At 39.4% G+C, this 17,513-nt stretch carries 8 protein-coding genes; all 8 read left to right on the top strand.

Annotated features, from left to right (window positions below):
• Positions 1-25 precede the first annotated feature (25 nt).
• Positions 26-1,375 (top strand): ABC transporter substrate-binding protein, encoded by a 1,350-nt coding sequence (locus AC0VYE_RS28500; protein ID WP_475444009.1) that lies wholly within the window; start codon positions 26-28, stop codon positions 1,373-1,375.
• Between the two features lie 64 nt (positions 1,376-1,439).
• Positions 1,440-2,327: a carbohydrate ABC transporter permease gene (locus AC0VYE_RS28495; RefSeq protein ID WP_475444007.1), complete on the top strand. Its 888-nt coding sequence runs from the start codon at positions 1,440-1,442 to the stop codon at positions 2,325-2,327.
• A gap of 13 nt (positions 2,328-2,340) precedes the next feature.
• Positions 2,341-3,228, top strand: a complete 888-nt coding sequence (locus tag AC0VYE_RS28490) for a carbohydrate ABC transporter permease (protein ID WP_475444005.1) — start codon at positions 2,341-2,343, stop codon at positions 3,226-3,228.
• Between the two features lie 21 nt (positions 3,229-3,249).
• Positions 3,250-5,628, top strand: coding sequence for a beta-galactosidase GalA (gene galA / locus AC0VYE_RS28485; protein ID WP_475444003.1), 2,379 nt, complete (start codon positions 3,250-3,252; stop codon positions 5,626-5,628).
• Positions 5,629-5,875: 247 nt separating this feature from the next.
• Complete coding sequence (locus tag AC0VYE_RS28480) at positions 5,876-7,330, top strand: OmpL47-type beta-barrel domain-containing protein (RefSeq protein ID WP_475444001.1); 1,455 nt, start codon at positions 5,876-5,878, stop codon at positions 7,328-7,330.
• Positions 7,331-7,335: 5 nt separating this feature from the next.
• The gene (locus AC0VYE_RS28475; RefSeq protein ID WP_475443999.1) at positions 7,336-10,599 is read left to right on the top strand and encodes a cohesin domain-containing protein; all 3,264 of its coding nucleotides are present in this window, start codon (positions 7,336-7,338) and stop codon (positions 10,597-10,599) included.
• Positions 10,600-10,656: 57 nt separating this feature from the next.
• Positions 10,657-11,664, top strand: a complete 1,008-nt coding sequence (locus AC0VYE_RS28470; protein WP_475443997.1) for an S-layer homology domain-containing protein — start codon at positions 10,657-10,659, stop codon at positions 11,662-11,664.
• A 113-nt stretch (positions 11,665-11,777) separates the two neighbouring features.
• On the top strand, positions 11,778-17,303 hold the full coding sequence (locus tag AC0VYE_RS28465; protein WP_475443995.1) for a glycosyl hydrolase family 95 catalytic domain-containing protein: 5,526 nt from the start codon (positions 11,778-11,780) through the stop codon (positions 17,301-17,303).
• Positions 17,304-17,513 lie beyond the last annotated feature (210 nt).

Below are 17,513 nucleotides of genomic sequence, written 5' to 3'. Positions count from 1 at the left end.
AAAAAAACATTATTCGGAGGGTGTTATGAAAATTAAATCTTGGCGTTTGACAACGATCTTATTACTTGCTTTCACTCTTATGTTGTCAGCCTGCGGCACATCAAACAACGGTGGCGGCAGCAAAAATCAAAGCGGCGGTGAAGCGAATACATCGAAGCCGTCAGCGACAACCGAAGCGACAGCTAAACCAAAAGAGAAGGTTACTCTTAAGTTTTGGGGAGCGGTTCCAGAAGAAGCAGGCCCACAGGATATGGTAGATGCCTGGAATGCTGCAAATCCCGACATTCAAGTTGAGTATGTTCGCTTCGTTAACGATGAAAGCGGAAACCTTAAATTGGATACTGCGCTAGTTACAGGTCAGGAAGTAGATTTGTATGTCAACTATAACAAGCAATTTCTTGAAAAGCGTGTCGCGAGCAATGTAGCAATCAATTTAAGTGAACGTACCGATTTTGACATTGTAGAAGCAGTGGGATCGGATGCTGAAGGCTGGAAATTCAATGGTGCATTTTACGGAGCGCCGACAAATCAGTCAAGAAACTTTATTTTTTTGAATAAGGATGCGCTAGACGATGCTGGCTTGCCAGTTCCGCCACTAGATTGGTCCATGAATGATCTACGCAAATATGCGAATGCACTGAAGGATAAATTTGAATTTGGTTTTGCCCAGTTCGATTGGTTCTATTACACGCAAATGGATGGAACATTGCAAAATGATATTGCAGAAAATGGCCAATCCAAATTGGATAGACCGGAGGTTAGGGCAGGTTTTGAAGCATGGCATGCGATGATGTACGAGGACAAATCAATCCCGACATATGGCGACCAAATTGCTACCAAGATGGCTGTAGATACGATGTTTTTGACAGGCAAAACAGGTATGCTTGGCGGCGGTGGCTGGAACTTCAGATCCGCTAGTAATCTGACGGATTTCCCGCGTGACTTTAAAATTGCATTTGCAACTATGCCGAGCGCTGTAGATAAGCAAGCTGGTTTCAAGAGTGATGGCGGTTTGGGTGATGTAGTTTCTATTAACGCTAAATCGAAGCATTCAGAAGAAGCTTGGACGTTCTTGAAATGGTATATCGACGAAGGCGTAGGTTACCTGGCTAAAGGCGGAAGAATCCCAGCCTCCAAAAATGCGAATTTAGATGAAGTCGTTAAGCTAATGACGGAAGGTTTGGAGCATCTTTACGATATGGATTCACTTAAAGCAGTAGTACTGGAAGGACAAGAAACGTTTGTGAATACGAACCCAAGTCAAGTAAGTGATATTCGAAAAGAAGAGATTGAGCGTTATTTTTTGAAAGAACAAACTCTCGATGCAGCCATGAGTAATATCGTTAAGCGTCATAATGAATTTCTTGCACAGTAATAATAGATGAATTTTAAGGAGGGAGCTTCATTGCACTCCCTCTTTTTACTTGGAGGTACCTTATATGAAGTTGGACTACAATAAGCGGCAAAGAATGGCAGGCTATCTTTTCGTTACACCAAGTATGCTTGGGATTATACTTCTATACTTGGTACCGGCACTATTTTCCTTTTATTTAATGTTTACGGATTGGAAATTTATGAGCGGGAAAATGCCGCAGTTTGTAGGTTTTGAAAACTTTGAGCGGTTATTCAGGGATGATTCCTTTTATCGTTCCGTAAATAATACATTAATTTTTATTTCACATGTGCCTATATCACTTATAATTGCGTTTTTTCTTGCATTTGCATTGAATAAAAGCATGTACTTCAAAAAACTGCTGCGTTCTATGTACTTCTTGCCTTATGTTATGAATGGGGTGGCGGTTGGATTTATTTGGATGCTGTTGTTTGAGTCAAGAAATGGTCCGATTAATAACGTATTAAGAGCAATTGGTATTACAGATCCGCCGGGGTGGCTTTCTACATCGAGTACTTCAATCTATGCAATTGTCATTATTCAGATTTGGTTGTCCGTTGGCTACAATATGATCATTTATTTGGCTTCTTTGCAAAATGTATCTACCGAGCTCATGGAGGCAGCGAAAATTGACGGTGCGAAATCGCGTCAAATTATTAGACATATTACAATACCGCTTGTTAGCCCGGCTACCTTTTTACTGCTTGTAACTGGATTTATCGGCTCTGTAAAGTCATTTGGTATGATTCAAGCGATTACAGGTGGGGGGCCAGGAGATAGTACAACTGTACTCGCACTCTATATTTATAAATCGGCATTCCGCTATTATGAAATGGGCTTTGCATCTGCGGTGTCATGGGTACTCTTTATGGCAATTTTAATGTTGATGCTTGTAAATTGGTATGGCCAGAAAAAATGGGTCCATTACGAATAAGAAGGGAGAGATAATGATGAATGCTACTAAATTGAACAATTCTCCAATTCGTAGAGAACCTCTCTTGAAGAAAAAATCAACACTGGTATGGAGCAAACTCCTCCTTACTATCCTATTTTTTATAATGGGCCTGTTGATGATTATTCCATTATTTTGGATGCTAAGCACCTCTGTTAAAACTCCGGCAACCGTTTTTGAATATCCTATTAGGTGGATACCGGAGACCATTGAATGGAAGCATCATCAGAATGTTTGGTTTGGCAGCCAGAGCTTTGTTCTATATTATATGAACTCACTAAAAGTAGCCATAATATCATTGATAGGCTCTTTGTTTATATCATCACTAGCTGCCTATGGATTTTCTAGAATTGAATTCAAAGGCAGAGATGCGATGTTTTTACTCTATCTGTCCATGATGATGATACCGCCACAAATTTTATTCGTGCCTAAGTTTTTAATTTTCAACTGGATTGGCATATTCAATACGCATTTGGCTTTAATTGTTCCGGGTATTTTTACGATTTTTGGAGTGTTTTTGCTGCGTCAGTTTTTTATATCAATACCAAAAGAAATAACAGAAGCAGCTCTTATTGATGGTTCTGGGCATTTTAGAATATTTTTACAAATAATTGTTCCATTGGCAAAGCCAGCAATTGCAACGCTAGCTATACTAGATTTCTCATGGCACTGGAATGATTATGAAAATGCACTTATCTTCTTGATCGATAAAAAACTTTATACAATACCGCTTGCTCTGCAAAATTTTATTCTTGAGAATTCGGTGGATTATAACGGAATGATGGCAGCTGCATCAGCAGCAATTGTGCCGATGATCATCGTATTTTTATTGTTCCAGAAATATATTATCCAAGGTGTTGCGAGTGCGGCAGTAAAAGGTTAAAGGTTATAGGAGGTTTTACAAGTGACGTTCACCGAAAGTAATAGACAGAAACAATTGTTTAATTTTGACTGGGATTTTTATGAAAGAGATATCGATATTCCTGTTGCAGTGAAAGCCGGTATGACCGGTGGTATTACAGATAATATGGGTACTGAAGAAGGGGTATGGCTGCATATCGCCTTTAATGATAAAGGAATGGTTCCCGCTAATTTAGAATGGCGACGATTGCAGCTGCCGCATGATTGGTGTGTGGAGCAGCAATATGTAAATGATAATACGATAGGCGCAAGACCTGGCAGTCATGGTTTTTTGCCAACGGGTATCGGTTTTTACAGAAAACAATTTTCTATTCCAAAGGATGGAGAAGGGAAGAAGTGGACCATTCGCTTTGATGGTGTGAGTGGTTTAAGTACAGTATGGGTAAACGGTCATTTAATAGGAGAGCATCGAGGCGGTTATATTGGTTTTACGTATGATCTATCGGATGTATTGCGTTATGGCGATGAAGGGAGAAATGTTATTGTTGTTAAAGTAGATGCTACCGACTATGAAGGCTGGTGGTATGAAGGCTGTGGCATTTATCGCAATGTTTGGTTGGAAGAGATTGATAAGCTTCATGTAGCGGAGTTCGGTACGTATATAACGACACCTGTTATTACTGCAACAGATGCTGAGGTTCATATCGAAATGAAAGTTGAAAATGAATATACAGAGCGGAAGGATGTAAATGTAGTAACCCAAATCTATAATGCTTCCGGTGAGTTACTGATAACTGAATCTGTTGATGTAATGGTAGACTGGTACACAACAGAAACCGTTACACAACAAATCATAGTAAATCAACCAGCGTTATGGTCGCCTGATACACCAGTTTTATACACTGCGGTGACAAACATTATAGTTAAAGAAGTATTAATAGATCAGTATGAAACAACATTTGGTATTCGAAGTATCCGGTTTGATTCTGAACATGGCTTCTTTTTAAATCAGCAACATCTTCCGATTAAAGGAACATGTAATCATCAGGATTTTGCTGGGGTCGGTGTCGCGTTGCCTGTAAGCTTGATTGAATACAAAATAAGGCTATTAAAAGAAATGGGCTGTAACGCATATCGTAGTGCCCATCACCCTCCTACTCCTGAATTGCTAGACATATGTGATCGTTTAGGTATGTTAGTGATGGATGAGAATAGGAGGCTGGATAGCAGCACGAATGGATTGTCACAATTGGAAAGGTTGATTTATCGGGATCGTAATCATCCGAGTGTCATTATATGGAGTATGGAGAATGAAGAGATATTAGAAGGCACTGTAATGGGGGCGCGCATTCTAAAAACGTTAGTCGATACTACGAAGCGATTAGATCCGACGCGTCCAACACTAGCAGCAATGAATCATGGTTGGAATGACGGTGGTTACGCTGATGTAGTCGATATTATTGGTTATAACTATGGGCAACGTGATGGGTTGGATGTGCGTGACCATGAGACCTATCCGAATCGCATTATGTTAGGCAGTGAAAGTGCTAGCTTTACAGTAACGCGGGGCATTTATGAAGATGATGCGGCAAAAGGGTATTGTTCCACGTATGGAACGAATATTCCGCCTTGGAGCTGCAGTCCAGAGAAGGCTTGGGGGGATGTTGTACGTCATCCGTTTTTAACAGGAGTATTTATGTGGACAGGCTTTGATTATCGAGGCGAACCAACTCCGCAATTATGGCCATGTATTAACTCGCATTTTGGTTTGATGGATACATGCGGCTTTCCGAAAGATGTTTACTATTATATGCAAGCAGCTTGGACAGTTGAGCCGGTCGTTCATGTATTTCCGCACTGGAATTGGCCGAATAAAGTTGGTCAGGAGATAGAAGTACGCATATTTGCAAATACAGAAACAATAGAATTAATTTTAAACGGTAAGAGTTTAGGTGAACGAGCAGTTGATCGCAATGATCATCTATCCTGGATGGTTACGTATGAACCAGGTGAGTTGAAAGCTATTGGCAAAACAAACGGTATGGTTATTAAAGAATTCGCCGTAGTTACAACCGGTGCTGCACATCAAATCGCACTGTATCCTGATCGGAAGACAATGAGGGCAGATTCATTAGATACAATTCCTGTAAGAGTAGCTATCCTGGATAAGGATGGTCATGTCTTACCTCTTGCCGATAATGATGTTCAGTTTGAAGTAACTGGCGCAGGACATTTGCTTGGTGTAGGCAACGGTGATCCAAGCAGTCATGAATCTGACAAAGCCAATTATCGCAGAGCATTTAATGGCTGGTGTTTAGTATTAATTCAAGCATCGGATCAAGGTGGAGAAGTGACTGTAAAGGCAACTGCTCATGGCTTAAAACGAGCGCAAATCGTATTACAAGTGGAAAATGTGAATTGAGAAGCTTTTAAATGATATATGTCTTCCAGTATATTATATTGAGTCGAGCAAATACAGGATTGATCCTGTCATCTGCTCGGCTTTTTTCTTGTGCCAGGTAAGGTATATAACCAATAGCCTGCTAAATAATGCTTGCCGAAGTTTGTGCTTTATTCCCCAAAAAACGTTTATTATCAATAGTTTTATATCGCGATATGATTACAGTAATGTAAGAGTTATTAATCTTATTACATACGGAGGTCATGTTATGAAAGCGCTATCTAATGTTAAGTTTTTTTTATCGATTGTTGTAATGGCGATGATAATTATCAGTATGCAATATTCATCTATAGCGGATGCTGCACCTGAAGATGATGCTTTGAATGCATTGAGAATTGAAGTTGAGGGACTTGTGGAGAACGCAGTACCGGAAAAAACGCAGCTGGTTAGCTATTATGTATATCCTGATATTAATGCTAGTGCTGGCAAGTTTCTTTATTTTTCATCATCAGAGGTTGGGCATTATATTAGCTTCAAAATTAATGTTCAAGCAGAAGGGACATATGGCTTGAAGATAAGACAAAGAAATGCCAATAATCGTGGAACTTATCAGCTGAAAATTAATGGAGTAGATCATGGAGCTCCGAGAGACAACTATGCATCGAGTGGTACTTTTACTCTTATTGATTTCGGAAACGTTCATTTTACTGAATCAGGAGAGCAGATTTTCACATTTATGGTGATAGGTAGAAATTCAAGCAATACAACTAATCCAGCTCAAATGTATATTGGATTAGATTACATCGAATTAACGGCAGATGATAACGAAGCACCAGTTACTACAGCGACAATAACACCAGAGCTTCTACCTGGAAAAACGGTGTATACTCAGCCGGTAACAGTTGCTTTGAATGCAAATGATGATTTTTCAGGGGTTGCAAAAACAGAATATCGTATGAATGATTCCCAAGATTGGGTAGATTATGATCCATTAAACCCATTACTAGTAAGTGATGATGGCCAATATACGATATATTATCGCTCGGTCGATATTGCAGGTAATGAAGAAGCAGAACAAAGTGTTGCTTTTGCAATTGATACTAGTCAAACTACACTAAGTTTTGATGGGCCAGAACAAGTGACGAGTGAAGAAGAGTTCACTACTGTACTTGAAATAAAACATGTCACGGCTCCGATGACAGCGCTTAATATATCAGTGAATTACGATGCAGATAAATTTGAGCTTGTTAATATTGAGTCATTGCTGCCCAAATTGCAAATTGTACCTATTGACGACTTGCAAGAGTTAGATGGAGAAGTAGTAATCATCGGTGCTGCTTTGGGTATTGAAAATGCAATAATAGGTGACGCTGCTTTGTTTGAATTACATTGGAAAGCGAAAGAAACAACGCAAATGGTAACAGGTGCGATTGAAACAAGTGGAAGTGAGCTTGGTGCTGTTCTTAACGGTGATGCAATGGAAATTAATCCGCTAGAAGCAGCAATATCAATAAATATTGCTCCAAAATCTGTAGCTGTTGGAACGGATATAAATGGCGACCATCGAGTGAGCATTGGGGATTTAGCGCTTGTTGCAGCACATTATGGGAAATATACAGAGAGTGCTGATTGGGAAGAAGCAAGCAAAGTAGACGTGAATGGCGATGGTAATATTGATATTCTGGATTTATCACTAGTTGCGAGCGAAATGATTAATAGATGAAATGATTGAATAGCTTTGAATTAGCAATAGCTTTGCAAATGGTTCCTACGAGTATTTGCAAAACTATTGATTATACAGCAAAGCATCACAAGGAGGAACGCATGATTAGGAAAAGAAAAATTTCATTATATGTAAGTCTATGTTTTTTAATGCTGATAAGCTTCCTGCCACCAATGGGCCAATTGTATGCGAATACAGCTATACAAAATTGGACAATCAACGTTGATGCTTCTTCAGAAGAAAGGCAGCTTACAACAAGACCTGAGCGCAATCATGTTCGTACATTTGGTGATCCGCAAATTATGGAGCTTCCATACAATTACAAGCAAGAAACCTTACACGTTTATTCTAATACTTATTATAACGATACTCTTCGGCCGTTTGGTGGAAACCCGATAAGCGTTAACTTCGAAAGATTATTAAAGTATGTAATGGATCAAAGCAAATATTATGAAAATGTAAGTATTGCTATTAGTGGAACACCAATGTCTTGCGAAGTTGGAGGACAATTTGATTTCGACTGTTATGAACAGCAGGTATATGAAACATTAAAACAATTAAAAAATCATGTCCCTAAATTTGTTTATTATGAAGCAATAAATGAAGGTGATACCGGACATAAAGGAAAAGTACAGTTGTATGTGGAGAAATACAAACGCTCAATAAGTGCAACTAATAGAGTAAACGCGGAAATTAATAATGGTCGCCCAATAGAGGTCGGTCCAAATTTCCATCGAAGCAGCTGGGAATTCACTAAAGAATATTTAGATGTTGTAAAAGATGAACAGCTGCAAATGGACTTCTACTCTTTCCACAATTACGGCTCTCGCAACTTTGATGATGCGTTATTAGAATTAGAGCAGGATTTGGAATCACGTGGATTAGCTGGTACAAAGATAAACCTTACAGAGTTCGGTTACAATTTGCCTGGTTACAATCCAGGGCATCCAACTATAAGTGCACATCAGGAGGCAGCAATTTACGGAGCGCATTACGCAGCAGCATCGACCTTTTATAATACAAAGGAGCTTCGTGCAGTTACACATTATTACACAATCAATCAACCGGGACAGCATCACGCAGAATATAGGCTTGCACCTGTTCCATCCTTGCAGCAGCAAGGCGATTTTTCAGAGTATTCTTTTGTAAAGGCGGAAGCACGCTATATCATTATTGTTCCTGACAGTGAATTCGGTATTTCCATTATTAATGAAATTGAAGTATATAACAAAAACGGTACCAAGCTTAACGCTCAGGCAATGGATTACCAGCGGATAACGGATGGGAATTTAGCGACTTCATACAGATCGAACGTCATGTCCTACAATCCGATTTATCTCGATTTAGGATCTGTACAGGAGGTGACCTCGCTTCGCATAAGCTGGGGAGACGTAGCTAATAGTACAAACCGATTTGCAGCCTGGACATCGGTAGATGATAAGTATTACACACCTGTTCTTGGAAAGCTTGTTCCAACGCCAATAGGCAATGTTATGAAAATGCAAGCGAGAATGCCATCAACTATATTGAATGTTACAGGCAATTCGAATGATGAAGCGCGCAGAGAGCCAATCGCTTTTGCAACTAAAGATGAGAAGCAGGTGGCGGTGCTCGTCCATAATTATCAAATCGAAACCTACTACAATGAATATGATTTAACTTTAAACATTAACAATTTACCGACTGCATTGGCCAATCAGAATTTACATTATGAAGTTTATGCCGTGGATGCTACACGTGGAAATACGTATTACGATTTAAAGCAAACTGCACCGCAATTAATTGAAAGCGGAGTAAAACATGCAACGGACAATATTTCATTAAATGTTGACATGACTATCAACTCCGTATTTCTTGTGTTGGTCAGCCCGGTGCTTGTAGAGCAAGGATGGACAGAAAGTGATCTCCTCGCTAATGAAGCATGGAATCAGCTTAGCGGCTTTTGGAAATTGAATCGCGAATCTAATGATATTATTTACAAAAGCGAGAGCTATCAGGATCAGCAAGCCATTTCCTCTTTGTCTACTTTTATGGGGGACAACTATACTATTGATATTAAAGTTCGTCCCGATCACTTGGATGAGGATGGTGCTGTTCAGCTCTATACCAGATTCTTAAATGAAAATAATCATTATTATGTTTCTATGCGTAATAATCAGCTATCCATTATGAAAAATAGTAACGGCGTGCATTCCGCATTGAAACGTCTTAGCAATGAATCAATAGAGGCAAAGATAGAGTATTTATTCCAGCCGAATACTTGGTACAGATTAAAGGTTGAAGTACAGGATCAATTGATTCGCATTTATATTGACGATGATATTGTGTTAACGGCAGTTGATCCAGAGCTCACCTATTCTGTTGCGAAAATTGGGCTTGGTACGGTGCGAGCCGATGCCAGCTTTTCAGATCTCATGGTTACAGGCCTATCACCATCTGAAGCAACGGTATTGCAAGGTGTGATTGCTAAGGCAATCAAGCTTTACGAGGATGCAAAAACAGGCAATAAATCTGGCCAATATCCGATTAATGCAAAACAACAATTATTAACAGCAATTCAAACTGCTCAAACGGCAGCTGACGATCAGAATGCAACGGTAGAAGAAATAAATTCGGCTAGTGCATTACTGCAGCAAGCACTACTTACATTCCAAAATAGTCAGGTAAGTTCAGTTGCGGTTGAAATTATTGCCTCTGCAACAGTTGAAGATGGGGATACTTTAGAAGTGGAAATTGGATTAAAAGGGCTGAAAAACAAAGTTTTAGCAGAAGACGTTACCATTAACTATGATGCTGCCCGTCTACAATTTATTTCGACTAATTCCTTAGTAGAAGGCTTGAGTTTGCTTGCAACAGACACTTCTACTCCTGGAAAAATACGTCTTGTTTTAGCTAGTAATGGAATGGATTATGCGATAAGCGGCGATGTGCTAGTCGTCAAACTATTATTTGAAGCTAAAGCTATTAATAAAAATATAGAAACCAATATTATAGTTGATCCAATTATTATCTCAGAAGCAGATGGGGCGGAAATAGACTCGATCCCGGTGGAGGCGATCACACTAAATAAGCGGAAGCAGCCTCCGACTAACCCGACGGGAGAGCAGCCTAAAGTAGAGACTCCATTAGTGGATCTAAGCTTTATTGCCACTCATTATGGTAAAAGTTCAACAAGCAGTGACTGGTCAAACATTAAACAAGCGGATGTAACAAATGACGGTATTATTAATATTGCTGATTTAGTAGCCGTTGCTTTACAAATGAGATAACAAGCAGATGTATAATTAGCTAGTCTAAATTCCAATGTGAATACGAGGAGTACGCAGATGAGAGGGAAAATGTTTTTTATTTTGTCCGTTTGTCTACTATTATCAATCGGCTTATTACCTGTAAATACGATGGCAGCAACAGAGATGACATTTCAAATGACAAGCAGTAAAGAGCAAGTAGTTAAGGGCGAAAATATTATTGTTTCATTATCTGGAGCTAACATCGAGGATGTTTACGGTTATGAAGCGGCAATAAGCTATAATCCAGATTTGGTAGAGCTGGTATCTTTTCAAACGGCTATTGCAGGTTTTTCAATTAATCCACTAAAGAAAAACAATGAAGTTGTTATTGCTCATACTAAAATCGGAAAAAAATCGGGCGAATCAGGACTTGTTAATTTCGGTCAATTGACTTTTAAAGCTAAGCAAGCTGGTTTAGCACAGTTTGGTTGGAAATCCCTAAAGCTTGTAGACAGTAAACAAAGTTCTCAAATTAAACATGTACAGTCTGAAACAAAAGTAACAATAACAGCAGATGAATTAATTGATATTAAAGGCCATTGGGCGGAAGAGCTTATTATCAAAGCTGTAAAACGTGGTTACGTAACAGGCTACCCTGATCAAACTGTTCAACCGAATGGTCAGATCACTAGAGCAGAGTTTTCGGTAATGCTGACTCGTGCATTGCAATTGGGAGAAGAGGAAGAGCTTGCATTTACAGATTCGAATAAGATTGCCAGCTGGGTACGCTCAAGTATTGCGAAAATTGTTAAGAGTGGTTTAATCCAAGGTTATCCTGACCAGACTTTCCGTCCAGGCAATCATATTACTAGAGCAGAAATGGCTGTTATTATTGCTCGCAGTTTGAATAAACCGCCGGGGGGGGAGTTGCAGTTAACATTTAATGATCGAAACAGTATTCCAGATTGGGCACAATCTTCTGTAGCTCTCGCGGTTCAAGAGGGAGTTATTAAAGGTAAAGGTAACAATCTATTTGCACCACATGATCTAGCAACGAGAGCCGAGGCAATTGTAATGATAGAGAGATTATTCAGTCACTACTAAATTTATATAAGATCCCAAATATCATGTTGAAATCCCGAAAAAATGTTCCTTAAAAATAAGGTGTTGTATCGGTATAGTAGTTTTGATAGCTAACTTAAAGGGAGGAAAAGGCATTGAAATATCAACTTAAGGCAGCAGTAATGGTAATACTTGCTTGCTCGTTAATTATCGGCTGTTTTATGCCGGCACAGTCAGTACGAGCTAATGTTTCTAATGAAAATACAAATTTAGTACTGAACCAGATTCCGAACAAACCACTTCTTCCAGTGCAAAAAGCAGGAAATTGGGAGCTACTGAAATATACTTGGACAGAGGAAGGTAAGGTATACCCGGGTGGAAATAATTCTAGTGCTATTGTCGGTAATGGTCGTATTGGCGCAAGGGTATACGGTGGAGTTGTCAATGAACGCTTAACACTAAACGATAAAACGTTTTGGTCAGCTGAACCAAATGAGGATGAGCTTCGTAAGGATGAAAGAAAAGCTGCAATGGAAGAAACCAGAAGACTATTAGCAGAAGCAGAAGCAGCAACAACTGTGACAGAACGAGAGAGCAAACTTAAAGCAGCTAACCTTGCAGCTACAAGTATGTGGGGGAAGGAAGGAGGCAGTTCTGCTTATTTGCCAATCGGTGAAATTAACTTGCAATTTGATAATATGGATAACTTCTCGAACTATTCACGGGTGCTTGATATGGATAGAGCTTTAGTAACAACAACATACGTAGTAAATGGAATCACTTACAAGCGTGAAGTATTCGCAAGCTATCTTGATGATGTGATTGTCATCAAATTATCGAATGATGACGATCAACCGATGAGCTTTACTGCTACTATGGAAAACCCAACTTTAATGAATAAAGAATTTACTTCAGTTTATGTTCAAGCAAATTCAGAGACTGGTATTAATGAAGTAATTATGACGGGTACTGCACCATATAGTCGTGGCAACACTAATATTAAACAGTGGGAAGAGGGCAGAGGAATTACTTATGAGTCTCGTTTGCGTATTCAAGCATCTGAGGCTGCCAATATACGGGCGAGTGCTGATGGGCGCTTATTAGAGGTCAACGATGCAAGCGAGGTAGTGCTGATTTATTCTAATGCTACAAGCTATAATGGCCCTTTCAAAATGCCAAACCCAGGACAGGAGGGGGTTAATCCCACACCAATAGTGGATAGCATAATAGAAGCAGCTAGTAGCAAAAGCTATGAAGACATGCTTCAGACACATATTGCAGATTTTCGTAAGCTTTTCCGTAAGCTGTGGCTAGAAGTAAATGGTGAAATTGATAATCACATAAAAACGTACCAATTTTCTCGTTATGGAATGATTTCAGCAAACCGCGAAATGAAGACGACTAGTCATTGGAGGGATTTGCCACCAATGGTAATGTGGAGTGAGAGCTGGACGCCAGATTGGTACGGGGCGATCTTTTTAAACGAAGTAGTGCAAAAAAACTTTGCTTTAATTGAAACCGCCAACATACCAGAAATAGGTGAATATATGCGGAATTGGACACAGAACTTGGCTATTAGCGGGGCTAAATCAGCAGCGGAATATGGCTGGGAAGGGTGGATGGGACCACATTATTCAGATATATGGCTATCCACACAATTAGGTAGTGGGCAGAATGAAACTGCTAACGAATACGTTGTATTCCCAACTGGCGGAACGTGGCTAATGTATCTCATTTATGACCATTATGAATTTACGCAAGATAAGAAATACTTGGTAGACGTCGCATATCCGTTACTAGAAGGGGCAGCGGAATTTTTACTTAGTTTACTCGTGGAGGACAGTAACGGTTATCTAGTTACTTCTCCATCTACATCGCCTGAACATACGTATCGACTATCTGATGGGTATCTGATGCCATTAACTCGTGGCAGTACGGTAGATATGACATTAACTAGGCAATTGTTTAATGATTATTTGAAAGCTTCTTCCATACTGGGAGCAGAGAACTGGAAATCAGAACTTAAAGCTGAAGTTGAGGCAGCTGTGAAGAAATTACTGCCAATCCCGATTGAAAATGGATTAATTAAAGAATATAACAATGATTATCCAACAAAAGAACAAGCACATCGCCATGCGTCACATTTAGTCGGGGTATTCTTTACCGATATTATAACAAAACGCGGTACTCCAGAATTGTATGAAGCTGCAAAGGCATCACTTGAATATCGTTTACATGGAGGAACCATTCCGAGTAAGGCCTTTATGTGGTCACGTTTAGGTGAGCCGGATAAAGCAATTGACTCTATTACATTGTTCCAAAGTGAAGAAGCAAGCAGGACGGTATCTTGGGTGCCAACTGGTGCGCATATTCCTGAACTGATCGTTCAAAGTCATACAGGAGAAATTGAACTATTGCCATCATTGCCAACAGGTTGGGATAGCGGAAAATTAGTTGGTGTAAAAGCTAGAGGTGGGTATGAGATTAGTATTGAGTGGAAAAACCGTCAACTTGTATCCGCACAAATTGATGCATTATCAGATACTATTCCACAGCCTATCGTTCGTTACGGAGATACGATTCTAGATGTAAATGATCCTCGTATTACATTTGTCAGTGATGGGGAGAAGCTAGAATCTGCACCTGCTAATATTTCTGTTAACTCAGCATACAAAGCTGATGGAGCTGAATTGACACGCTATAATGAGTTAGTTGATGGCAACGCTCAAACAGGTGTAGCAATTGAGCCAGGCTCAGAAGGTGCAGTAACGATTGATTTAGGGTATACGTATACGGGTATCAATCGTTTTGATGTGTTGGCTGATACTGAGCAGCCTGTTCAATTTATGCTGGAATATAGCTTAGACGGTATTCGTTATTTTCCTTTACCAATCACAGCTATATCAGAACAGGCAGTAACATTTGATTCGATTCCAATGCGCTTTTTACAATTAACCGTGTTTAGTGAATCAGATCATGTAAACATCAATGAGTTATATGTCTGTTCGATGGATAGCCAAATGCCAACGCCAACAGGGATAGATTTATTTACAACGAAAAACAAATGGCAATTTACCAATAATGTTAATCAAAGCTATTTAGCTAGTACTTCTTACTTTGAAGGTGTAAATGTAGGTTTACAATCCGATGATGGCGAAATGTTGTTTGCACAATGGAAGTTGCAAGATATCGGTCATGGTAAATACATGATTATTAACCGGTACAGTGATAAAGCGATCCTATTAAATGATGCTAATGCAATTGAACAACGAGAGATAGCAAATGAAACGAGTGATATTGGACAATATTGGAGTATTGTACATGTAGCTGATGATAAATATCGAATATACAATGTTAAGAACCGTCTAGTATTGTCTAGTATTTCAAGTGGTGACACTGAAACTTTTGTTACTGTTGAGGCTCTTTCTGATGTAAATCCAGCACAAATATGGTCTCTAGAAAAAATAAAGGAGCAACCGACATCCGGGCCGGGACATTATAGTCCAGAACGTGTGCAAGTAGAAGCTGAAACGAATATTCGTAACAAAAGTTTAGCTCCACAAGCTCTTTATGAGGCAAATGCTACAGGGGGGAATGCGGTTTACTATTCCTTCGGAGCACCAGGGGGCTTTGTTGAGTATAACGTAACTATAAAGGAAGCCGGCATTTATAAGGTTAAAGTGATGGAAAGACAAGCTTTTAACCGTGGTATTTATAAATTATCTATTGGGAAAGAAAACAAGCCTTTCGACTTAATTGCTGATAATACAGATAATTACAACGGTTCAACTAAATATGTTATGAAAGAGCTAGGTGAATACAAATTTACTGAGCCGGGTGAATATATTGTTAGATTTGAGATGTTAAATGAAACTAACAGTACCCATGCTACACAGAAACATTTCTTAGGTCTCGACTATATTTTGTTGGAGCAACAGGGAGATTTAGATGTACCAGAAACTTTGATAAATGTGTATTCTGGGGCAGTTCCAAATGCTGATGGTTGGTATACTAATCCAATCATCATTACATTGATTGCTAAAGACGAGGGTGAAGATAGCTCTGGTGTAGCGAAAACAGAATATAGTTTTGATGGTGGAATGACGTGGGTTCAATATGATCCTAGTAATAAAATTGTGCTGAAGTTAGATGGACAATTTGAAATCCAATATCGTTCCGTGGATTGGGCAGGAAATATTGAACAAGTACAAATTATACATTCTTTAAAAGTAGATGTCAGCGCACCTGTGACAAGAGTAAACGTAACTAGTGCAAGTGAGCAAACAAACAGCGGAGTTTATACTGGTCCAGTGACAGCAATATTGACAGCGTTCGATTCAGGATCAGGTGTAGCAAGTACAATGTATAGTCTAGATGAAGGCAACACATGGTCAGCTTATGATTCTAATAAGCGAATCGAATTAATCAAGGATGGTCAATACAAAATTCAATATTACTCGGTTGACAGCCTGGGGCATACTGAAAAAACAAAATTGTCTCAGATAGTAATTGATTCTACTTCTAAACCAGTCGACCCTGTCGACCCGATCGGTCCGATTGGTCCAGTCAATCCCAATCCGGGTGAGGAGACTGATGAAGTACTTGTTATTACAGAAGCAGAGGTGCTAGCACAAGAAACGGTCAAACTGCAGACTAGCAAAATAGCGGTTGTGCTTCCATTAAGTAAGGCAGTACAACAGCATGGTGTAGTGCTTACACATGGAAATGATCGATTAGAATTAAGTCCAGAAGCACTTGCTGTACTTGCACAGCAACTTGGAGAAGCTAATGAATTGAAGGTAGTTTATCAATTACAATCACTGTCATCCCAAATACAACAAGCACTTGATCAATCTCAATATCAAATAGATAAGAAAATTGATGGTTCGGTTTATTTGGTTGAACTATATGTGGTGGATCAAGAGCAGCAGGAGCGTAAATTAACGACTTGGCCAGTAGCACTGACAGTGCAGATTTCAACTACACTGGATGAAGAGCTAGTGGACATTTATCGCTATAACGAGAAGCAGCAGTGGGAATATGTTGGGGGAATTTGGAGCAATAATCAAAACGTTATAGAACAAATGATTACAGAAGCAGGAATTTATGCACCTCTGCAGTTTAAAAAAGAGTTTGATGATGTACCGAATAATCATTGGGCTAAGCGTGCGATTGAAGTGTTGAGTGCTCATCACGTTGTAAAAGGCAAGACGGAACTAAGCTTTGCTCCGAATGATTCGATTACACGCGCAGAATTTACTGCATTGCTAGTTCGAATTCTTGGACTACAAGTAAACGATCAAGCATCGAATAAACCCTTCACCGATGTACCTGATACAGCATGGTATCATGAAGCTGTGACACTTGCTTATAATGCGGGTTTAATCGAAGGTATAAGTGCAGATAACTTTGCTCCAAACACAACGTTAAGTCGAGAGCAAATGGCAGTAATGATTATGCGTGCGTCAGAATGGCAAGGTAAGCAATTCCTGAGAGGCAGTAACCAAATAGAGAATTATTCGGATGCGTCCAAAGTGTCTAAGTGGGCAATTGAAGCAGTAAATCATGCTATTGCTACTGGGTTAATGCAAGGTGTAGGTGCGTCAACATTTGCTCCACAGTCGCTAGTAACACGGGCACAAACTACACAGTTATTGTATAATTATGTGAAAAAATTGTAATTTTTTAAAATTATTGTAATTGAATAAGGGGTTGCTATGGACTAGTTATCCCTTGTTCTTTCTTCATTTGGAAAATAGATTTCTCTAATCTGTGCGAAGACGTTTACAGTTACCCGTATGTGGATGTGCCTTATGATGAAAATGATCCGGCATATCGTAATTTTTACTACGACAATTATGAGCACGCCCAGGATCGTACTGATTTTACAG

This window comes from Pristimantibacillus sp. Z349TD_6 (genome assembly GCF_056173205.1).
Note: the sequence above shows the minus strand (reverse complement) of the source record. Positions and strands in the feature narration are given on the sequence as shown.

Bases quoted from the DNA above. Each gene is read 5' to 3' on its own strand.
- AC0VYE_RS28500 (WP_475444009.1), top strand. From the start codon at position 26: ATGAAAATTAAATCTTGGCGTTTGACAACGATCTTATTACTTGCTTTC.
- AC0VYE_RS28495 (WP_475444007.1), top strand. From the start codon at position 1,440: ATGAAGTTGGACTACAATAAGCGGCAAAGAATGGCAGGCTATCTTTTC.
- AC0VYE_RS28490 (WP_475444005.1), top strand. From the start codon at position 2,341: ATGATGAATGCTACTAAATTGAACAATTCTCCAATTCGTAGAGAACCT.
- AC0VYE_RS28480 (WP_475444001.1), top strand. From the start codon at position 5,876: ATGAAAGCGCTATCTAATGTTAAGTTTTTTTTATCGATTGTTGTAATG.
- AC0VYE_RS28470 (WP_475443997.1), top strand. From the start codon at position 10,657: ATGAGAGGGAAAATGTTTTTTATTTTGTCCGTTTGTCTACTATTATCA.